Annotated in this window: 18 protein-coding genes; 8 read left to right on the forward strand and 10 right to left on the reverse strand. The window is 67.8% G+C overall.

Features of this window, described 5'->3' with window-relative positions:
• The first annotated feature begins 27 nt into the window (after positions 1 to 27).
• Together ACTIEF_RS01440 and ACTIEF_RS01445 are read left to right on the forward strand one after the other, a co-directional pair.
• Entirely contained in the window at positions 28 to 1,149 is a 1,122-nt protein-coding gene (locus ACTIEF_RS01440; RefSeq protein WP_439470402.1) for a hypothetical protein, read from the forward strand.
• 99 nt (positions 1,150 to 1,248) lie between these two features.
• Positions 1,249 to 2,730: a methyl-accepting chemotaxis protein gene (locus tag ACTIEF_RS01445; protein WP_439470403.1), complete on the forward strand. Its 1,482-nt coding sequence runs from the start codon at positions 1,249 to 1,251 to the stop codon at positions 2,728 to 2,730.
• A 71-nt stretch (positions 2,731 to 2,801) separates the two neighbouring features.
• Here ACTIEF_RS01445 and ahcY read toward each other — a convergent pair whose 3' ends face one another.
• Positions 2,802 to 4,193 (reverse strand): adenosylhomocysteinase, encoded by a 1,392-nt coding sequence (ahcY, locus tag ACTIEF_RS01450; protein WP_439470404.1) that lies wholly within the window; start codon positions 4,191 to 4,193, stop codon positions 2,802 to 2,804.
• A gap of 173 nt (positions 4,194 to 4,366) precedes the next feature.
• Here ahcY and ACTIEF_RS01455 point away from each other — a divergent pair, with 173 nt between their 5' ends.
• Positions 4,367 to 5,278, forward strand: a complete 912-nt coding sequence (locus ACTIEF_RS01455; RefSeq protein WP_439470405.1) for an aspartyl protease family protein — start codon at positions 4,367 to 4,369, stop codon at positions 5,276 to 5,278.
• Positions 5,279 to 5,317: 39 nt separating this feature from the next.
• Positions 5,318 to 6,313, forward strand: coding sequence for a biotin synthase BioB (gene bioB / locus ACTIEF_RS01460; RefSeq protein ID WP_439470406.1), 996 nt, complete (start codon positions 5,318 to 5,320; stop codon positions 6,311 to 6,313).
• A gap of 59 nt (positions 6,314 to 6,372) precedes the next feature.
• Here the strand turns inward: bioB and ACTIEF_RS01465 are convergent, their stop codons facing one another.
• Positions 6,373 to 6,771, reverse strand: coding sequence for a hypothetical protein (locus ACTIEF_RS01465; protein ID WP_439470407.1), 399 nt, complete (start codon positions 6,769 to 6,771; stop codon positions 6,373 to 6,375).
• A gap of 271 nt (positions 6,772 to 7,042) precedes the next feature.
• On the opposite strand from ACTIEF_RS01465, the gene dnaK reads away from it, so the two are divergent.
• The 3 genes from dnaK to dapB all read left to right on the forward strand — a co-directional run bounded on the left by dnaK (position 7,043) and on the right by dapB (position 11,088).
• Complete coding sequence (gene dnaK, locus ACTIEF_RS01470) at positions 7,043 to 8,950, forward strand: molecular chaperone DnaK (RefSeq protein ID WP_439470408.1); 1,908 nt, start codon at positions 7,043 to 7,045, stop codon at positions 8,948 to 8,950.
• Between the two features lie 170 nt (positions 8,951 to 9,120).
• Positions 9,121 to 10,308, forward strand: coding sequence for a molecular chaperone DnaJ (gene dnaJ, locus ACTIEF_RS01475; RefSeq protein ID WP_439470409.1), 1,188 nt, complete (start codon positions 9,121 to 9,123; stop codon positions 10,306 to 10,308).
• Between the two features lie 30 nt (positions 10,309 to 10,338).
• Positions 10,339 to 11,088 (forward strand): 4-hydroxy-tetrahydrodipicolinate reductase, encoded by a 750-nt coding sequence (gene dapB, locus ACTIEF_RS01480; RefSeq protein WP_439470410.1) that lies wholly within the window; start codon positions 10,339 to 10,341, stop codon positions 11,086 to 11,088.
• Positions 11,089 to 11,268: 180 nt separating this feature from the next.
• Here the strand turns inward: dapB and ACTIEF_RS01485 are convergent, their stop codons facing one another.
• The 3 genes from ACTIEF_RS01485 to coaBC all read right to left on the reverse strand — a co-directional run bounded on the left by ACTIEF_RS01485 (position 11,269) and on the right by coaBC (position 13,409).
• Positions 11,269 to 11,631, reverse strand: coding sequence for a hypothetical protein (locus ACTIEF_RS01485; protein ID WP_439470411.1), 363 nt, complete (start codon positions 11,629 to 11,631; stop codon positions 11,269 to 11,271).
• Between the two features lie 82 nt (positions 11,632 to 11,713).
• Positions 11,714 to 12,163: a dUTP diphosphatase gene (dut, locus tag ACTIEF_RS01490; protein WP_439470412.1), complete on the reverse strand. Its 450-nt coding sequence runs from the start codon at positions 12,161 to 12,163 to the stop codon at positions 11,714 to 11,716.
• Positions 12,164 to 12,182: 19 nt separating this feature from the next.
• A complete protein-coding gene (coaBC, locus tag ACTIEF_RS01495; RefSeq protein WP_439470413.1) occupies positions 12,183 to 13,409 on the reverse strand; it encodes a bifunctional phosphopantothenoylcysteine decarboxylase/phosphopantothenate--cysteine ligase CoaBC in 1,227 nt (408 codons plus the stop codon).
• Between the two features lie 122 nt (positions 13,410 to 13,531).
• Between coaBC and ACTIEF_RS01500 the strand changes: the two genes are divergently transcribed.
• Positions 13,532 to 14,053, forward strand: a complete 522-nt coding sequence (locus tag ACTIEF_RS01500) for an S-type pyocin family protein (RefSeq protein WP_439470414.1) — start codon at positions 13,532 to 13,534, stop codon at positions 14,051 to 14,053.
• A gap of 15 nt (positions 14,054 to 14,068) precedes the next feature.
• Here the strand turns inward: ACTIEF_RS01500 and ACTIEF_RS01505 are convergent, their stop codons facing one another.
• The 5 genes from ACTIEF_RS01505 to miaB all read right to left on the reverse strand — a co-directional run bounded on the left by ACTIEF_RS01505 (position 14,069) and on the right by miaB (position 19,178).
• Complete coding sequence (locus ACTIEF_RS01505) at positions 14,069 to 14,485, reverse strand: helix-turn-helix domain-containing protein (protein WP_439470415.1); 417 nt, start codon at positions 14,483 to 14,485, stop codon at positions 14,069 to 14,071.
• 179 nt (positions 14,486 to 14,664) lie between these two features.
• Positions 14,665 to 16,275, reverse strand: a complete 1,611-nt coding sequence (gene lnt / locus ACTIEF_RS01510) for an apolipoprotein N-acyltransferase (protein ID WP_439470416.1) — start codon at positions 16,273 to 16,275, stop codon at positions 14,665 to 14,667.
• The gene (gene ybeY, locus ACTIEF_RS01515; RefSeq protein WP_439470417.1) at positions 16,253 to 16,711 is read right to left on the reverse strand and encodes an rRNA maturation RNase YbeY; all 459 of its coding nucleotides are present in this window, start codon (positions 16,709 to 16,711) and stop codon (positions 16,253 to 16,255) included. The genes lnt and ybeY overlap by 23 nt, the downstream gene beginning before the upstream one ends.
• Positions 16,708 to 17,697 (reverse strand): PhoH family protein, encoded by a 990-nt coding sequence (locus ACTIEF_RS01520; RefSeq protein ID WP_439470418.1) that lies wholly within the window; start codon positions 17,695 to 17,697, stop codon positions 16,708 to 16,710. The genes ybeY and ACTIEF_RS01520 overlap by 4 nt, the downstream gene beginning before the upstream one ends.
• Positions 17,697 to 19,178: a tRNA (N6-isopentenyl adenosine(37)-C2)-methylthiotransferase MiaB gene (gene miaB, locus ACTIEF_RS01525; RefSeq protein ID WP_439470419.1), complete on the reverse strand. Its 1,482-nt coding sequence runs from the start codon at positions 19,176 to 19,178 to the stop codon at positions 17,697 to 17,699. Before miaB ends, ACTIEF_RS01520 begins: the two co-directional genes overlap by 1 nt.
• Between the last annotated feature and the right edge of the window lie 7 nt (positions 19,179 to 19,185).

A 19,185-nucleotide genomic window follows, 5' to 3' on the forward strand; every position in this document is an offset into this window, starting at 1 on the left:
AGGGTTTCTCCTTATCCAAGGGGCTCCATGACCGACCGCGCCATTCGCAACCTGGCTCACCTGCGCCGCTCGGCCTCGACCGCGCGCGTGCTGAACCTGCTGAAGGTGGCGACTGAGCACGGGCATGAGCTGGACTGGCGCGAACGGCCGATCTTCAAGACCCCGGCCCTGAACTGCGCCCTGATCATCAAGCACCGGCTGCGCCGGGACGAGCTGGACGCCTTCCACCTGCGCCGCCAGGTGGCGACCAAGGTGGTCATCCCCATCGACGCCGAAGACCTGAAGACCGGCGGACGCTTCGTCTTCGTGGACCAGCGCGGCTTCGAGCGGATGATGCAGGAGGCCTTCGGCCTGGAGTCGGAGCATCCGGACCTTCAGACCCTGCGCCTGATGGACGCCCTGCCCTCGCTGGACCCCTTCCTGCTGCGCGAACAGCTGCGCCGCGGCGGCGTCGAGCCGGCGCCCTGCTATTTCTCGATCAGCGACGGCGACCTGATCCGGATGATGCAGTTCGTGGAATCCGAAATCCGCCCGCTGGTGACCCTGAGCCTCGGTCAGGACATCGAGGCGGTGGGCTCGACCCGTCGACTGGCCGGAAAGATCCTGTCCAACGACCCGGGCGACCGCATGGAGGCCCTGCGCCAGACCCTGCACCTGAAGCCGGAGGAGTATCAGGAGGGCATCTTCTGCTGGAAGGGCTTCCTCTACTACAAATGGGTGCTGACCAGCCTGATGGACGATATCGGCGTCGTCGCCGAGGCGGTGTCGTCGGTGAAGCCCATCGGCAAGATCGACCGCAATGCGCGGGAGTATCTGGATCGCGGACGGCATGTGCTGCGCGACCGGATCGTCACCGTCTGCGACGACGCCTCGCGCACCCTGCGCATCTATGACGACGCCTATGCGGCCCTGACGCAGGAGGCCAAGCCCGGCGCCTTCCGCGACTTCCTGCTGCAGGCTCCGCGTCTGTTCACCCGCCTGGGCGAGCAGCTGGGCGCGATCCAGCACGTGGTCAGCTTCTGGCGCTTCCGCTTCAGCCCGGGCGCCGCCCCCGTCAGCGTGGACGAGCTGATCGACGTCTTCATGGACTTCGAAACCGGCCTGGCCGACCGCGATCAGGAACTGAGCCGGCGCTTCCTCGCCGCCTGAGCGGCATAGGGGTTATTGCGTAGCTTCGCCTTAAGGGCCGATACCCACAACAGGACTAGGGCCTTCCGCTTGAATAGTGGCGTGAGGAGGCCTGCCGTCATGGCGAGCGAGGATATCCAACGGCGGATGGCGTTCATGAAGCTGGGCGAGGCGTCGCCCGGTTACCGGTCGATGGGCGGCGTGCTGCGCGCCGCCGCGCCCGAGGCGCTGGACCTGTTTTACGCCCAGGTGCGGGCCTTCCCCGAGACCCGCCGCTTCTTCCGCGACGACGCCCACATCGACGCCGCCAAGGCGGCGCAGACACAGCACTGGCAGGCCGTCATCGATGGCCGCGCCGATGCCGACTACGCGACCTCGGTCCGCACCATCGGCAAGGTCCACGCCCGGATCGGGCTGGAGCCGCGCTGGTACATCGGCGGCTACAGCACCATTCTGGCCCATCTGACGCAGGCCATCGTCTCGCGCCCCCGCCTGCGCTGGGGTTCGCGCGCTGAACATGACCGGATCACCGCAGAGGCGGTCAGCGAGCTGACCCAGCGTGTCATGCTGGACATGGATCTGGCCATCTCGATCTATCTGGAGATCCTGCAGGTCGAGCGGGATCGGGTGCAGGCTGAACAGGCCGAGGCGCAGGGCCGTCAGTCGATGGTGGTCCAGCGTCTGGGCGACGCCCTGCACGCCTTGGCCGACAACGACCTGTCGGTCTCGCTGAACGGAGCCTTCCCGGAAGAATATCGCTCGCTGCAGGCCGATTTCCAGGCCGCCACCGGCGCCCTGCGCACCGCCATAGGGGCCATGGCCGACAGCGTCGGCAGCCTCGACGCCGGCGCGGGCGAACTGTCCATCGCGGCGGACGATCTGGCCGTGCGCACCGAGCGTCAGGCCGCCAGTCTGGAGCGGACCGTGGCCGACGCCGACGCCATCGCCCTGGCCGTCGCCAACACCGCCGACGGCGCCCGCCAGACCGCTCAGGCTCTGGTCTCGGCGCGGGCGGACGTTGAGGAAGGCGGCGAGATCGCCAACCAGACGGTCGCCGCCATCCATGCCATCGCGGAATCCTCGGGCGAGATCAGCCGCTTCACCAGCCTGATCGATGAAATCGCCTTCCAGACCAATTTGCTGGCGCTGAACGCCGGGGTCGAGGCGGCCCGGGCGGGCGAGGCCGGCCGCGGCTTCGCCGTCGTGGCCACCGAGGTGCGGGCCCTGGCCCAGCGCTCCTCGGACGCCTCGGGCGAAATCCGTCAGCTGATCGCCACCTCGTCGGCCCAGGTGTCGCGCGGGGTCGAGCTGATCACCCGCACCGGCGAGGCGCTGGACCGCATCCGCACCCGCGTCCTGTCCATCGACGCCCTGGCCGGCGGCATCGCCGAAGCGGCCCGCGAACAGGCCGATGGTCTGGATCGCGTGCGCCGGACCATGGGCGAGATGGACGACATCACACAGCAAAACGCCGCCATGACCGAAGAGGCCACAGCGGCGGCGCGCCAGCTGGCGCAGGAGGCCCAGAGCCTGAGCCGTCAGGTCGCCGCCTTCACGCTGACCCGCGAGACGACGGCGCCCCAGTACCGAATGGCCAGCTGATCAGAGCCGACCTCTCGCGACGCGGCCCGCGCTCAAGCAGCGAGCGACCGCGTCGCGAGCGTTAGCGCCCCTTAATAGCGGTAGTGTTCCGGCTTGAACGGGCCTTCGGTCGGGACCGAGATATAGTCGGCCTGTTCCTTGGACAGGGTCGTCAGCTTGGCGCCCAGCTTGGCCAGGTGGAGGAAGGCGACCTTCTCATCCAGGTGCTTGGGCAGGGTGTAGACCGAGTTCTCGTACTTGGCGGCGTTGGTCCACAGTTCGATCTGGGCCAGCGTCTGATTGGTGAAGGACGCCGACATCACGAACGAGGGGTGGCCCGTGGCGTTGCCCAGGTTCACCAGACGGCCTTCCGACAGCAGGATGATCTTCTTGCCGTCCGGGAATTCCACGTGGTGGACCTGCGGCTTGATCTCGTCCCACTTGAAGTTCTTCAGGCCCGCGACCTGAATCTCGCTGTCAAAGTGGCCGATGTTGCAGACGATGGCGTTGTTCTTCATCGCCCGCATGTTCTCAACGGTGATGACGTCCTTGTTGCCGGTGGCGGTGACGAAGATGTCGGCATCGGGCGCCGCGTCTTCCAGCGTCACCACCTCATAACCTTCCATCGCGGCCTGCAGGGCGCAGATCGGATCGACCTCGGTCACCTTCACCCGGGCGCCGCCCTGGCGCAGCGAGGCGGCCGAGCCCTTGCCCACGTCGCCGTAGCCGCAGACCACCGCGACCTTGCCCGACAGCATGACGTCGGTGCCGCGACGGATCGCATCGACCAGCGACTCCCGGCAGCCGTACAGGTTGTCGAACTTCGACTTGGTGACACTGTCGTTGACGTTGATGGCGGGGAACGGCAGTTCGCCGCGCTCGGCCATCTGGTACAGGCGGTGGACGCCCGTGGTGGTTTCTTCCGACACGCCGCCGATGGCGTCACGGATGGCCGAGTAGAAGCCGGGCTTCTCGGCGATGTAGCGCTTCATCACCGCGAACAGGGCTTCTTCTTCCTCGTTCTGCGGGTTCGACAGGACCGAGATGTCCTTCTCGGCCTTCGGACCGAGGACGCACAGCAGGGTGGCGTCGCCGCCGTCGTCGAGGATCAGGTTCGGATAGCCGCCGTCAGCCCATTCGAAGATCTTGTGGGCGTAGTCCCAGTACTCCAGCAGGGTCTCGCCCTTGGTGGCGAAGACCGGGGTGCCGTTGGCGGCGATGGCGGCCGCGGCGTGGTCCTGGGTCGAGAAGATGTTGCACGACGCCCAGCGGACCTCAGCGCCCAGAGCTTCCAGCGTCTGGATCAGCACGGCGGTCTGGATGGTCATGTGCAGGCTGCCGGCGATGCGGGCGCCCTTCAGCGGCTGCGAGGCGCCGTATTCGGCGCGCAGCGCCATCAGACCGGGCATTTCGGTCTCGGCGATGGCGATTTCCTTGTTGCCGTAATCGGCAAGCGAGATGTCGCGCACGATGTAGTCGGTCATGGATTCGGCTCCTTGGCCGCAAGCGAAGTTCTGTGGCGGACCCTATAGCCCCCCGAACAGCGACTAGACAACAAAGATATAAGGATATCCTTATATGCGGCGTCGGAGAGCGAACGGTGGTTGCAAGCCGCGCGAACACGGGTCTTCATCCGGGTCAGATCATCGGGACCCGAATGCTCGAGCGCCGTACGTTCATCACCGCCCTGGCGGCGACCGCCCTGACCGCTCCTCCCGCCGTCGCCCGGCAGGACAGTTTCGGCAGTGAAGACCTGCACCGGGGCCGCGCCACGGTGGCGGTCTTCATCAATGACCAGGGTCCGTTCCAGTTCATCATCGATACCGCCGCCAACAGTTCGGTGATCGCCGACGATCTGGTCGCGCCCCTGGGCCTGTCGCCCATCGGCCATATCGGCATGCACACCCTGGTCGGGCGCGAGGTGGTGCCGGCGGTGCGGGGGCGACGAGTGCGCAGCGGCGCGCTGGACGCCCGTGACGTCCGCTTCGCCGTCGGCAGCCGCGCGGCCATCGCCGGCCTGGACGGCCTGCTGGGCTGCGACCTGCTGGTCGACACCAAGGTGGTGCTGAACTTCCAGGGCGGCGTCCAGCGCACCCGCATCGTTCGCTCCAGCGCCCCGGCCCGGGGCATCCTGGACCGCCGGGATTCCGAAACCCCCTTCGTGGCGCGGGGCGAGCGGCAGTTCGGCAATCTGCTGGTCATCCCCGCCCGCATCGGCACGACACAGGCGCAGGCCATCATCGACTCCGGCGCCGAGGGCACCATCCTGAACCGGGCCGCGGCCGTGGCCGGTCGCGCGGTCCCTCTCAGATTAGCCGACGGCCAGACCCGCTGGCGCATCCAGAGCCCCACCGGCGAGGCGACGGCGGGCGAGCTGATGGTGCTGCCCATGCTGGATATCGCGGGAATGACCATCTCCGAGCTGCCGGTCGTGGTGGGTGATTTCCACACCTTCCGCATCGCCGGGCTCGGAGACCGGCCGGCCATGCTGGTGGGTCTGGATGTGTTCCGCCTGTTCGACGCGGTGCATATCGATCTGAAGCGGAGCGAATTCAGCGTACGCTCCTGAGGCTTTGCCCCCGCCGGGTGCGGGGTCTAGACACGCGTCATGACCCGTGACCTCGCCGCCCCCCGCCACGACTGGACGCTTGAAGAGGTGGAGGCCCTGTTCGCCCGCCCCTTCATGGAGCTGGTCTTCGACGCCGCCGCCGTGCACCGGACCTGGTTCGATCCGTCCGAGGTACAGAAGAGCCAGCTGCTGTCGATCAAGACCGGCGGCTGCGCCGAGAACTGCGGCTACTGCTCTCAGTCGGCCAGCTTCAAGACCGGGCTGAAGGCCGAGAAGCTGATGGAGACCTCCGCCGTCCTGGCCGAGGCCATGGCCGCCAAGGCGGGCGGCGCCTCGCGCTTCTGCATGGGCGCGGCCTGGCGCGAGCTGAAGGACCGTGACACGCCGAAGCTGGCGGCGATGATCTCGGGCGTGAAGGCGCTGGGTCTGGAGACCTGCGCGACGCTCGGCATGCTGACCGCCGATCAGGCGAAGCAGCTGAAGGCCGCGGGGCTGGATTATTATAATCACAACCTCGACACCGGCCCGGACTACTACGCCGAGGTGGTCACCACCCGCAGCTATCAGGACCGGCTGGAGACGCTGGAGCATGTCCGTGACGCAGGCATGAGCACCTGCTGCGGCGGCATCGTCGGCATGGGCGAGGCGCGGCGGGATCGCGCGGGCCTGCTGCACGCCCTGGCCACCCTGCCGATCCATCCCGACAGCCTGCCGGTCAATGCGCTGGTGCCGGTGACCGGCACCCCGCTGGGCGACCGGGTCAAGAAGGCGGGCGAGATCGATCCGATCGAGTTCGTCCGCACCGTCGCCGTGGCCCGTCTGGTCTGCCCCAAGGCCATGGTGCGCCTGTCCGCGGGCCGCGAGACCATGAGCCCGGAGATGCAGGCCCTGTGCTTCCTGGCCGGCGCCAACTCCATCTTCGTGGGCGGCAAGCTGCTGACCACTCCCAATCCCGAGCAGGACGAGGACGCCCGCCTGTTCGCCCTGCTGGACCTCAAGCCCATGCCGCTGGCGAGCGCTGAAGCCGCCGCCTGAAACGCGAACCGCCTCCCCGCGCGAGCCGGGAGGCGGTCGTTCGCTAACTGATTGAAAAATCAGCGCGTGTAGTAGTAGTCCGCGATCTGGCAGACGTTGATGCGCATGCGGGTCAGTTCCTGACCATTGGTGAAGCGCGCCTTGAAGTCATAGAGGCAGCCGCCGTTGCCGTCGTCGATGTTCATCGTGATGCTGGAGCCGTTAGCCAGGACGCTGGAGCCCAGCATGTCTTCCTGCCAGTCATCGACGCGCGAGTCCGAGGCGTAGAAATGGGTCATGGTCCAGCCGGTCTGGTTGTGGATGCGGACCCGGCGGTTCTGGCCGTCGCGCGACTGGACCACGATGGTGGCGACCGGTTCAGCGGCGATGCGCGGCTCGGCGGCGGTGGTCGCCGACGCGGTTCCGAAGGCGGCGACCAGAAGGGCCGCGCCGGCGATGATATTGATGGCCTTCTTCATATCCTGTCTCCCCGAGCCAGCCCCGGCTCCGATAACAATGTAATGCACCCAAAAGTCACTCTCGTCTCCTGACGGGGCCTGACGACTGAATCGCCCAAGGGTCTTGCAGGCGGGGGGGTGTTTCCCATATCGGCGTCAATCCCCGGAAAACCCCGCAAGTCGTGGGGCTTTCCAAAAACCACCAAACCCTGAAATCGGGGGCAGTCACGCGCGGCGCTTCGCTTTAAAAGGCCGCCGCACCGCCCGCTGAGATGGAGTGAAAGACTAGAGCATGGCCAAGATTATCGGCATCGACCTGGGCACGACCAACTCGTGCGTCGCCGTCATGGACGGCAAGAACCCCAAGGTCATCGAAAACGCGGAAGGCAACCGCACCACCCCGTCGATCGTCGCGATCCAGGATGGTGGCGAAGTGCTGGTGGGGCAGCCCGCCAAGCGTCAGGCCGTGACCAACCCGACCAACACCTTCTTCGCCATCAAGCGCCTGATCGGCCGCGCGTTCAGCGACCCGGTGGTCGCCAAGGACAAGGGCATGGTGCCCTATGACATCGTCAAGGGTCCGACCGGCGACGCCTGGGTCAAGGCGCACGGCAAGGACTACTCGCCGCAACAGATTTCGGCCTTCACCCTCGGCAAGATGAAGGAGGCCGCGGAGGCCTACCTCGGCGAGACCGTGACCCAGGCCGTCATCACCGTTCCCGCCTACTTCAACGACGCCCAGCGTCAGGCGACCAAGGACGCCGGCAAGATCGCCGGCCTGGAAGTCCTGCGCATCATCAACGAGCCGACCGCGGCCGCCCTGGCCTATGGTCTGGACAAGGCCGACGGCCAGAAGATCGCCGTCTACGACCTGGGCGGCGGCACCTTCGACGTCTCGATCCTGGAGATCGGCGACGGCGTGTTCGAGGTGAAGTCGACCAATGGCGACACCTTCCTGGGCGGTGAAGACTTCGACCTGCGTCTGGTCGACTATCTGGCCGACGAGTTCAAGAAGGAGCAGGGCGTCGATCTGCGGACCGACAAGCTGGCCCTGCAACGCCTGAAGGAAGAGGCTGAAAAGGCCAAGAAGGAGCTGTCCTCGACCACCCAGTACGAGGTCAACCTGCCGTTCATCACCATGAACGCCTCGGGCCCACTGCACCTGAACATCAAGCTGTCGCGCGCCAAGCTGGAAGCCCTGGTCGAAGACCTGGTCCAGCGCACCATCGAGCCCTGCGTGAAGGCGCTGAAGGATGCGGGCCTGAAGGCCTCGGACATCGACGAAGTGGTCCTGGTCGGCGGCATGACCCGCATGCCCAAGGTCCAGGAAGCCGTGAAGGCCTTCTTCGGCAAGGAGCCGCACAAGGGTGTGAACCCTGACGAGGTCGTGGCCCTGGGCGCCGCGGTTCAGGCCGGCGTGCTGCAAGGCGACGTCAAGGACGTGCTGCTGCTGGACGTGACCCCGCTGACCCTGGGCATCGAGACCCTGGGCAAGGTCTTCGACCCGCTGATCGAGCGCAACACCACCATCCCGACCAAGAAGTCCAAGATCTATTCGACCGCTGACGACAACCAGTCGGCCGTGACGATCCGAGTCTTCCAGGGCGAACGCCCGATGGCCGAGGACAACAAGCTGCTCGGCCAGTTCGACCTGATGGGCATTCCGCCCGCACCGCGCGGCATGCCGCAGATCGAGGTCACCTTCGACATCGACGCCAACGGCATCGTGCACGTCACGGCCCAGGAGAAGTCGACCGCCAAGGAGATGTCGATCCGGATCCAGGCCAACGGCGGCCTGTCGGACGCGGACATCGAGAAGATGGTCAAGGAAGCCGAGGCCAACGCCGCGGCCGACAAGGTCCGCAAGGAGATGGTCGAGGCCCAGAACTCGGCCGACGCCCTGATCCACTCGACCGAGAAGGCCCTGGCCGAACACGGCGACAAGGTCGGCGAGACCGAGAAAGCCGCCATCCAGACGGCCCTGGACGACCTGAAGGCGGCCAAGGACGGCTCGGATCCGGAAGCCATCCGCGAGAAGACCAACACCCTGGCCCAGGCCTCGATGAAGCTGGGCGAGGCCATGTACGCGGCCCAGAACAACGCCGACGCTTCGGCTTCGGACGAGAAGCCGGCCGACGATGGCGTGGTCGACGCCGAGTTCGAGGAAGTCTCGGACTCCGACGACAAGAAGAGCGCGTAAGCCACGGCTTCGTGTGAGCTGAACCAGACCCCGCTTGTCCTGCGACGGGCGGGGTCTTTTCATGAACTTGCATCACGGAATCGGGCGCCCATGTCAGCCCGGTGAGCCCTTTGACGACAATGCCGGCAACAGGCGTGCGAACAGGGCCAGAGTAAGAGGACGATCGCCGGATGGCGCGGGACTATTACGAGATTCTGGGGGTCGAACGGACCATCGACGCGGCGGGGCTGAAGTCGGCCTATCGCAAGCTGGCGATGCAGCACCACCCTGACCGCAACGGCGGTTCGGAAGAATCGATGGCGATCTTCAAGGAGATTTCCGAGGCCTACACCGTCCTCAGCGACGACCAGAAACGCGCCCACTATGACCGCTTCGGCCACGCGGGCGGGGCTGGCGGCGGCAATCCCTTCGGCGCCGGCGGCGGCCAGGGCTTCCACGACATCAACGACATCTTCTCCCAGGTCTTCGGCGACGCGTTCGGCGAGGCCTTCGGCGGCCGTCAGGGCGGCGGCGGACGGCAGGGCGGCCCGCGCCGCGGCTCGGACCTGCGCTACGACCTCGAGATCACCCTGGAGCAGGCCTACAAGGGCGCTGATGTCGAGATCGCGGTGCCGACGACCGCCACCTGCGAAACCTGCGAGGGCTCAGGCGCCAAGCCGGGCACCAAGCCGACCACCTGCACCACCTGCCAGGGCGCCGGACGCGTCCGCTCCGCCAACGGCTTCTTCCAGGTCGAGCGCACCTGCCCCCGCTGCGGCGGCAACGGCCAGATGATCGCCGAGCCGTGCGGGACCTGCCACGGCCATGGCCAGGTGCGGAAGAACCGCAAGCTGCAGCTCAAGGTCCCCGCCGGCGTGGACGACGGTTCGCGCATCCGCCTGTCGGGGGAGGGCGACGCCGGCCAGCGCGGCGGTCCGCGCGGCGATCTGTACGTCTTCCTGTCGGTGACCCCGCATGAGCTGTTCGAGCGGGACAATCTGGACCTGCTGGTCACCGTGCCGGTCCCCATGACCGTCGCGGCCCTGGGCGGCGAGATCGACGCCCCCTGCCTGGTGTCCGAGGCCTGCGACGGTCGCTGCCGCGCCGCCGTGGATGTCCCGGCGGGCTCGCAGACCGGCAAGACCGTCCGCATCAAGGGCAAGGGCATGCCGCACCTGAATGGCCGCCAGCGCGGTGATCTGGTGGTCGAACTATTCGTCGAGACCCCGACCGACCTGACCCCGCGTCAGAAGGAACTGCTGGAAGAGCTGGCCGCTTCGCTGGGCGAGACCCAGACCCCGCGCAACTCGTCCTTCGCGGGCAAGGCAAAGCGGTTCTGGGCCGACATCCTTGGCGACAGCAAGGAAACAGCCCAATAGGGTGGGATTTCCGTCCTTGGGGGAACTGATTTGAGCGCGATTTTCCACGCCGGCATCTCGGGCGCCCGCGGGCGCATGGGCCGGGCGGTCTCGACCGTTCTGGACGCCCGCGACGACGTGGTGGTCGCCGCCCGCTTCGACCGGGGCGAGACCCCGGACCTGTCCCTGTGCGACGTGGTGATCGACTTCTCGACCCCCGAAGCCTCCGTGGAACTTGCCCAGGCCTGCGCGGCGCGCGGCGGTCCGGCGCTGGTCATCGGCTCCACCGGCCTGACGCCGGAGCAGGACGCCGAGATCCTCAAGGCCGCCGAGACCGTGGCCATCGTGCGCAGCGGAAACTTCTCGCTGGGCGTCAACATCCTGATCGGCCTGGTCGAGCACGCCGCCCTGCGTCTGGACGCGCGCGACTGGGATATCGAGATCACCGAGGCCCATCACCGCCGCAAGGTCGACGCCCCCTCCGGCACCGCCCTGATGCTGGGCGAGGCCGCCGCCAGTGGACGCAACGAGGACCTCGACGACGTCCGCGCCGCCCCATGGGACGGCATCACCGGCGCCCGCGAAAGCGGCAAGATCGGCTTCTCATCTGTCCGCGCGGGCGGGATCATCGGCGAACACACCGTCCTGTTCGCCTCGGACGACGAGATGCTGACCCTCAGCCACTCGGCCATCGACCGCTCGCTGTTCGCGCGGGGCGCTGTCGCGGCAGCCGCCTGGGTCAGGAACCGCAAGCCGGGCCTGTACGACATGCAGGACGTGCTGGGTTTCAGACAAGCCTAACGGCTTGTCTGGGCCGCTTCGCGGCGCGCCAACACTCGGCTCGCGGAGCCTCGCTGCTCGAGCGCATTCGGATCATCACCGTCCGCCGGTTAGCCTGCGCGAAGCGCCAGGCCGCGTCGGGTCGGGAAGGCGGAGCCTTCTGACCACGGCCCAAGAAGAACGCGCTGAGCCCGTCAGGGCTCAGTGCGCGTGAGCCCGGCGTCCGTGCCCGCCGGTGAACAGCGACTTCACGAGGAAGAAGACCGCGATCACGATCGCATAGCCCAGGAACAGGGCCAGCACCGTCATCCAGAAAGCCAGGGTCAGCAGGGGCGGCAGGGCGAAGGGCGCGCCGTCCAGCATCGGGCGGATCACTCCGATCAGGATGTGCACGAAGGCGGCGCCCAGGGCGGTCGCCCACAGACGGCTCCAGGCGGGCATCAGAAGCGCCGCGATCACCGCGATCAGCAGGCCCATGACCTGGTTCACGCCGTCGAACCCGCCCTGGGCCAGACCGAACAGGCCGGACAGGAAGGCGGTGATTGAATCGATCAGGGATTCCATACCGGTCGTCTCCATCTGCATACGGCCAAGCCTGGCCGTCCGCAGGGTTAACGCCGATAAACCGGAATCGCTCCCGCAGACCTCAGCGGCCAGTGGAGCCGAAACCGCCCGCGCCGCGCGCCGTATCGTCCAGCGCCTCGACCTCGATCATTTCCGCCTGCTCATGCTTGGCAATAACAAGCTGGGCGATGCGTTCGCCGCGCTGGATCACGAACGGCTCCTGGCCGTGGTTGATCAGGATGACCCCGACCTCGCCACGATAGTCGCTGTCGACCGTGCCGGGCGAGTTCAAGCAGGTGATGCCATGCTTCAGCGCCAGACCCGAGCGGGGGCGCACCTGAGCCTCATAGCCCGGCTCCAGCGCGATCTTCAGACCGGTCTTCACCAGCGCCCGGGCGCCCGGCGCCAGCGTCAGCGGCTCGTCCGCCGAAACCGCCGCACGCAGGTCCATCCCCGCCGAGCCGGTGGTCTCATAGGCCGGCAGCGGCAGGCCCTCGGCATGCGGCAGGCGTTCGACGCGGACGGTCGTCATGGGCGCGGGTCTTTCTGGCTCAGGCCTTGAAGTGCTCGGCGATGCGGGCGGCGATCTTGCGGGCCACCTCGGTCTTGGACTGGCGCGGCCAGCTCTCGGCGCCGCCGTCTTTCGTGAACAGGGTGACGGTGTTGCCGTCGGCCCCAAAGACGTCGTCGGACACGTCATTGCCGACGATCCAGTCGCAGCCCTTGCGCGACAGCTTGGCGCGGGCGTTGCCCTCCAGATCCGACGTCTCTGCGGCGAAGCCCACGACCAGGGTCGGGCGCGATTTTCCGGGTTTGGAGACGCCGGCCAGGATGTCCGGGTTCTCGATCAGGGCCAGGGACGGCGGACCGCCGGGGGCCTTCTTGATCTTGCCCGAGGCGACGCCGTCCACGCGCCAGTCGGCGACCGCGGCGCTCATCACGGCGATGTCGGCGGGCAGATGTTTCTGGACCTCGGCCTGCATCTCGCGGGCGCTTTCAACCCAGACGCGGGTGACGCCGACGGGCGCGTCCAGCGCCACCGGGCCGGAGACCAGGGTCACCTCGGCGCCTAGCTCAGCCAGGGCGGTGGCGATCGCGTAGCCCTGTTTGCCGCTGGACCGGTTGGTCAGGCCGCGCACGGGGTCGATGGGCTCGAAGGTCGGACCGGCGGTGATCACCGCCCTGCGGCCGGTCAGCGGGCGACCGTCAGGACCGGCGAGCAGACCCTGAATGGCCGACAGGATGGCGGCGGGCTCGGCCATGCGACCCGGCCCGAACTCGCCACAGGCCATCTCCCCCTCATCCGGCCCGACGACGGCGACGCCATGGAAGCCGTCAAAGCCCTTGAGCCGCTCGACATTGGCCTGCACCGCCGGATGCAGCCACATGCGGACATTCATCGCGGGGGCCAGCAGCACCTTCTTGTCCGTGGCCAGCAGGGTGGTGGAGGCCAGATCATCGGCCAGACCGTTCGCCGCCTTGGCGATCAGGCCCGCGGTCGCCGGGGCCACCACCACCAGATCGGCCCAGCGCGAGAGCTCGATATGGCCCATGGCCGTCTCGTCCTCGGGCATGAACAGGGCCTGCCGCACCGGATGGCCGGTCAGGGCCGCCAGCGACATGGGGGTGACGAACTCGGCGCCCGCCGATGTGAGCACGCTCATCACCTCGGCGCCCGACTTCTTCAGCAGGCGCACCAGTTCCAGCGCCTTGTAGGCGGCGATGCCGCCGCCGACGATCAACAGGACCTTGCGTCCGGACAGCGATGCCGTGGTCATCCCGCTGATCTAGCGATGCGGCTCCCCGGCGTCGAGTGACGGTTCCACAAAAGAGAACATTGCAAGAACCGTTAACCTGTGGTTAGGCTTTGCTCCGATGGAGTTCAACGTAGGAGGGTGCGATGCGTTCAACAGCAGTCATCGCGGCCATCGGGGCCGTTGTGTTGGGATTGGCGGGTTGCGGGGACGGCGGTTCGGCGGTCGAGACGCGGGACCGGGCCGCGCAGGGGGCCGAGGCGGTGCTGACCTCCGCGGCCGCCACGCCCGTCGAGGCGGCGGAAGCGACGTCGGAAGCCAAGCCGGTGCTGACCGCCAACCGGCGCGAGACGGTCGACGCCAAGGTGACGCGCCTGTTCGAACGCAACGGAGCGGATTTCGGCGCACGCTCGGCCGAGGACTATCTGGCCAAGGTCGAGGCTTTCACCACCCGCCCGCCGGCGGACGCCGAGCGGGTCGAACGGCCCAATGGCGACGTCCTGCTCTACCAGGCCTCGACCAACACCTTCGCGGTCGTGTCCCGCGACGGCGTGCCCAAGACCATGTTCAAGCCGCGCGACGGCGCCGCCTACTGGGCTGGGCAGAAGGCCCGCGCGCCGACCTTTGGTCAGCGACGCTCATCGGGGGGTGAAGGCGGCGGCGGATAAGGCCGACGAAGACGATCAGTCTTCGTCGGTTTCCTTGCGGTCAGCCATGTCGCGGATCAACTCAAGCGCCAGCTTCTGCTGTCGGGTCGACAGCTGCGGCGCCAGGCGGCCGATCTCGATGGTGTAGCGCGTGGCCGGGAAGTCATGCTCGAAGGCGGCGTCACCCTCAGCCACGCCCGCCAGCTGGGCCCCGGTCAGACCTTCGAAGAAGTAGCCGATGTCCACCTTGAAGAAGCGGGCGATGTCCCACAGCTTCGAAGCCGAGATGCGGTTGGCGCCCTTCTCGTACTTCTGGATTTGCTGGAACGTCAGACCCAACGCACGACCGAGATCGCTTTGATTGTAGCCGAGCGCCAGTCTCTTCTCGCAGACACGCCGGCCGACGTGCCGGTCCACGGGATGAGGACCGTCCTCGCCCTTGCCTCTCGCCATCTTGATACGCCCTTTAAGTCGTCCATTCAGCAAAGCCTGAATGCGCCGTGAGCCGTCCTCTGTCACCAAAAAATGCACAATTCACGGCCAGTTGCAGAGGTTGTGCGCCCTTATTCCACCAGCTTTCCCGCCTCGCGGGAATCCCACCTTCCGAGTAGTGACCGAAGAGGGAATCCGTCTTACGGAACAATGGTCTTGGAACGAATCACCCGGCGCCACGGCGCGGCGACCAGGAGACCGCCCACAACCGCCAGCCAGAACAGAAGGTCGCCGATCCGTCCGTACAGGGTAATATCGGTGGGCTGGGGCAGGCGGGCGTCGATGACGCCGCTCTCGCCAGGGTCCAGTCGCTGGCCGTCGATGACCCTGCCCCAGGGATCGATCATGGCCGAGGTCCCGGTCGGCGTGGCCCGGACCACCGGCAGGCCGGTCTCGATGGCGCGGTAGCTGGCCAGGTTCAGGTGCTGCAGCGGTCCCGAGGTGCGGCCGAACCAGGCGTCATTGGAGATGTTGACGATCCAGCCTGGACGTCCGGTCGAACCGGGGGTGAAGCCCGGATAGAGGCTTTCGTAGCAGATCAGGGGCTGGGCGCGCGGCGCGCCGGGAATGTCGATGGGCGCCGGGCGCGGGCCAGGGCTGAAATCCAGCGGCATATGGGTCAGGGCGCGAACGCCCAGCGCGCCCATCAGCCCGCCCGCGGGCAGGAACTCACCGAACGGCACCAGCCTGTACTTGTCATAGACCGAGCCGATGCGCAGGCCATCGCCGCCCTCGTCGGTCAGGACGAACAGGCTGTTGAAATAGCGTCCACCCTCCGGGAGGGACGGATCAGCGACGCCGCGCCCGAGACCGAGGATCAGGCTCTGGCCCGGCTGGACCGCGCGGGCGATGGCGACGGCGTCGGGCGAACCCTGGGCGAAGACCTCATTGGCCGAGGCCGGCAGGGCGCCCTCGGGCCAGATGATCAGGTCCGGCTGGGCCGCGCCGGGTCGGGCGGTCAGGTTCACATAGCGGTCGACGATCCCCTGATAGGCCTCGGGCGTCCATTTCGACTCCTGGGCCACGTCGGCCTGGACGATACGCACCAGCGTCGGGGTCAGCTCCAGCCGGGCCGAGGACAGGCGCACCGCGCCCGAGACCATCAGCACGGCGAAGGTCACTGCGCCGAGGGCGGCGGTCACGATCCGCGCCTTGCGCGCGCCCTCACCGAGCAGGGGGCCGAAGGCGGCCGCCGCGGCCACGGTGACGAAGCTGAGGCCATAGACCCCGGCCACCGCCGCGAACTGCGACGCCGCCGAGCCCGCCTTCCAGCTGGCCCCCGCCGGGTTCCACGGGAAGCCGGTCAGCACATGGCCGCGCAGCCATTCCAGCAGGCAGAACAGGGCGGCGAAGAACAGCACCCGCGTCATCCCCGACGGCAGGAAGCGGCGATACAGGGCCGTGGCCGTGCCCCAGAACAGGCCCAGGCCGATCGGCAGGCCCGAGGCGGCGAAGGGCGCCATCCAGGCCTGGGCCGGATTGACCAGGAAGGCCTCGGCCACCCACCAGCAGGAAATGAAGAAATAGGCGAAGCCCGCCAGCCAGCCCATCCAGAAGGCGCCGCGCACCGTGGTGGAGCGCTCGGACAGGAACATCAGCAGGGCGTAGCCGAGCAGACCGGGCAGGATGCCGAAGGGCGGATGGGCCAGGGCGGCCGCGATACCGGCGGCCAGCGCCAGACCGATGCGGCCAAAGCGAAGGATCAGCCGCCCGCGCGGGCTGTCGGCGTCAAGCGTCGAGAGAATGCTCATCTGCCGTGTATGGGTCGGCCACGCCCAGACTGGCAAGGATGGATCGCTCCTCGGCCTCCATCTCCTCGGCCTCGGCGTCGTCCTCATGATCCCGGCCCAGCAGGTGCAGGACGCCGTGGACGGTCAGGTGCGACAGGTGATCGGACAGGGTCTTGCCCTGCTCCACCGCCTCGCGGGCGCAGACGCCATAGGCCAGGGTCAGGTCGCCCAGATGCGGAAACGCGCTTTCCGCCGCCGGGAAGGACAGGACATTGGTGGGCCGGTCACGGTCGCGGAAGCGGGCGTTGATCTCACGCACCGCCTCGTCGTCGGTCAGCAGGACGACGATGTCGCCCTCGATCGTCCCCAGCGCCGCCGTGGCCGCGCGGGTCACCACCGCCTCGACCTCGGGCAGAGCGGCGGACCAGGCCCCGTCCTCGACCTCGATCTCGATCACCGGCGCGGCTCTTCCAGATCCGGCGACGGGGCCGCGGCGTCGGCGTCATAGGCGCGCACGATCCGCTCGACCATGGCATGGCGCACCACGTCCTGAGCCTCGAACTTCAGCACTCCGACGCCCTGCACCCCGTCCAGAATACGCAGGGCGTGGGACAGGCCGGAATCGCGGCGGTTCAGAAGGTCGATCTGCGACGGGTCGCCGGTGACCACCATCCGGGCCCCCTCCCCCAGTCGGGTCAGGACCATCTTCATCTGCAGGCGCGTCAGGTTCTGCGCCTCATCGACGATAATGAAGGCGTGGGCCAGCGTCCGGCCGCGCATGAAGGCGATGGGGGCCGCCTCGATCTCCCCCTTGTCGCGGCGACGGCGGACGTCGTCGGGACCGAGGATGTCGTTCAGGGCCTCCCAGATGGGAGCCAGATAGGGATCGACCTTTTCGTTCAGGTCGCCGGGCAGGAAGCCGAGCTTTTCCCCCGCCTCGACCGCAGGGCGGGTGATGACCAGCCGGTCCACCTGTCCGCGCCGCAGCAGGGAGGCGCCGTAGGCGGCGGCGAGGAAGGTCTTGCCCGTGCCCGCCGGGCCGACGCCGAAGGTCAGTTCGCAGCGGGACAGCAGCTCCAGATAGCGGGCCTGCGCCGCCGTCTTGGGCGCGATGGCGCCGCGACGGCCGACCGGCAACGCCACGGCGTCGGGCGCGACAGAGCCCTGCCCCGCGCGCGGCTGGGCCACGGCGGCGCCGAGCGCCGTACGGACGTCGGCCTCGGTGATCTCGGCGCCGGTCTCGGCGCGGTCGGCCAGGGTCTCGATGACCCGCTTGGCCTGCGCCCGGTCGCGCGCCGAGCCGTTGATCGACACCCCGCCGCCGGGCGTCTCGACCAGCACCTTGAACCGGTCCTCGATCAGGGCGAGATGGCGACTGTTCGGACCGATGACGGCGCGCAGGGCCTCATCGCCCAGAGCCAGAAATTCACTCTCTCTCGCCACTAGGCCACTTTCCTTGGGTCGCTACCGCTCGCGTCGCGGACGCTCGCTGCTTGAGCGACATTTTGTTGATCGCTAGCGCTCGGCTCGCGGAGCCTCGCTGCTTGAGCGACGGATTGATCCACCAGACGACCGCTCAGCGACTTCAGGCCGCCGCTCTCGATCTTCACCGGAACGATCTGGCCGATCAGTTGATCCGCAACGCCTTCCACATAGACCGGCTGCAGCCAGGGCGAGCGGCCGGTGACGTGGCCGTCGAACTTGCCGGGACGTTCGAACAGGACCGGAATGGTCATGCCCGCCCGGCTCTCGTTGAAGGCCGTCTGCTGTTGGAACAGCAGGGTCTGCAGCGCCTGCAGCCGTTCGCGCGACACCTCCGCGGGCACCTGCGCCCCCATGGTCGAGGCGGGTGTGCCGGGGCGCGGCGAATACATGAAGGAGAAGGCCGAGGCGTAGGTTACGCGCCGGACCAGATCCATGGTGTCCTCGAAGTCCCGCTCAGTCTCGCCGGGGAAGCCGACGATGAAGTCGCCCGACATGGCCATGTCCGGGCGGGCCTCGCGGATGCGCTCGATCAGGTCGAAATACTTCTGACGCCCGTGCTTGCGGTTCATCAGGCGCAGGATGCGGTCCGAACCGGACTGCACCGGCAGGTGCAGCCAGGGCATCAGGACATCGAGGTCGCGGTGCGCCTGGATCAGGTCGTCCGACATGTCGTTCGGATGGCTGGTCGTGTAGCGAATGCGGTCCAGGCCGGGAATTTCGGCCAGCAGATAGGCCAGACGGGCCAGGGTGGACGGCTTCCCGTCCAGACCCTCGCCGTCATAGGCGTTGACGTTCTGGCCCAGCAGGGTGACCTCGCGCACGCCCTTGGCGGCCAGTTCGCGGGCCTCCTTGAGGACCGCCGCCACCGGGCGCGACCACTCGGCGCCGCGGGTGTAGGGCACCACGCAGAAGGTGCAGAACTTATCGCAACCCTCCTGCACGGTCAGGAAGGCGGTGAAGCCGTCCACGCCGCGTTCGGCCGGCAGGGCGTCGAACTTCTCGTCCGGGGCGAAGTCGGCGCCGATCCGCTCGCCGCGCGCGCGGGCGGTGCGGGTCAGCAGCTCGGGCAGCTGGTGATAGGCCTGCGGGCCGACCACGAGGTCTACCGCCGGCTGGCGCTTCATGATCTCCTCGCCCTCGGCCTGGGCGACGCAGCCGGCCACGGCGATGGTCATGGCCCCGCCCTTGGCGTCCTTCAGCTCGCGCATCTTGCCGAGCTCGGAATAGACCTTCTCGGCCGCCTTCTCGCGGATGTGGCAGGTGTTCAGGATGACGAAGTCAGCGCCCTCGGCCGTGTCCGTCTGGGCATAGCCGAGCGGGCGCAGCACATCGGCCATGCGCTCCGAGTCATAGACATTCATCTGGCAGCCGTAGGTCTTGATGAACAGGCGCTTGGGCGCGGCCTGCTTCCCCGACGGCGGGACGAGGGTATCGGTCATGGGCGGC

This window comes from Brevundimonas sp., assembly GCF_051858995.1.
Taxonomy (GTDB): Bacteria; Pseudomonadota; Alphaproteobacteria; order Caulobacterales; family Caulobacteraceae; genus Brevundimonas.

What these genes read in the sequence shown, in the direction of transcription:
- ahcY (WP_439470404.1), bottom strand. Translation starts at nt 4,193, where the DNA reads ATGACCGACTACATCGTGCGCGACATCTCGCTTGCCGATTACGGCAAC.
- ACTIEF_RS01440 (WP_439470402.1), top strand. Translation starts at nt 28, where the DNA reads ATGACCGACCGCGCCATTCGCAACCTGGCTCACCTGCGCCGCTCGGCC.
- bioB (WP_439470406.1), top strand. Translation starts at nt 5,318, where the DNA reads ATGACCCGTGACCTCGCCGCCCCCCGCCACGACTGGACGCTTGAAGAG.
- ACTIEF_RS01500 (WP_439470414.1), top strand. Translation starts at nt 13,532, where the DNA reads ATGCGTTCAACAGCAGTCATCGCGGCCATCGGGGCCGTTGTGTTGGGA.
- miaB (WP_439470419.1), bottom strand. Translation starts at nt 19,178, where the DNA reads ATGACCGATACCCTCGTCCCGCCGTCGGGGAAGCAGGCCGCGCCCAAG.
- dut (WP_439470412.1), bottom strand. Translation starts at nt 12,163, where the DNA reads ATGACGACCGTCCGCGTCGAACGCCTGCCGCATGCCGAGGGCCTGCCG.
- ACTIEF_RS01465 (WP_439470407.1), bottom strand. Translation starts at nt 6,771, where the DNA reads ATGAAGAAGGCCATCAATATCATCGCCGGCGCGGCCCTTCTGGTCGCC.
- dnaJ (WP_439470409.1), top strand. Translation starts at nt 9,121, where the DNA reads ATGGCGCGGGACTATTACGAGATTCTGGGGGTCGAACGGACCATCGAC.
- dnaK (WP_439470408.1), top strand. Translation starts at nt 7,043, where the DNA reads ATGGCCAAGATTATCGGCATCGACCTGGGCACGACCAACTCGTGCGTC.
- ACTIEF_RS01455 (WP_439470405.1), top strand. Translation starts at nt 4,367, where the DNA reads ATGCTCGAGCGCCGTACGTTCATCACCGCCCTGGCGGCGACCGCCCTG.
- lnt (WP_439470416.1), bottom strand. Translation starts at nt 16,275, where the DNA reads ATGAGCATTCTCTCGACGCTTGACGCCGACAGCCCGCGCGGGCGGCTG.
- ACTIEF_RS01445 (WP_439470403.1), top strand. Translation starts at nt 1,249, where the DNA reads ATGGCGAGCGAGGATATCCAACGGCGGATGGCGTTCATGAAGCTGGGC.
- coaBC (WP_439470413.1), bottom strand. Translation starts at nt 13,409, where the DNA reads ATGACCACGGCATCGCTGTCCGGACGCAAGGTCCTGTTGATCGTCGGC.
- ACTIEF_RS01505 (WP_439470415.1), bottom strand. Translation starts at nt 14,485, where the DNA reads ATGGCGAGAGGCAAGGGCGAGGACGGTCCTCATCCCGTGGACCGGCAC.
- ACTIEF_RS01485 (WP_439470411.1), bottom strand. Translation starts at nt 11,631, where the DNA reads ATGGAATCCCTGATCGATTCAATCACCGCCTTCCTGTCCGGCCTGTTC.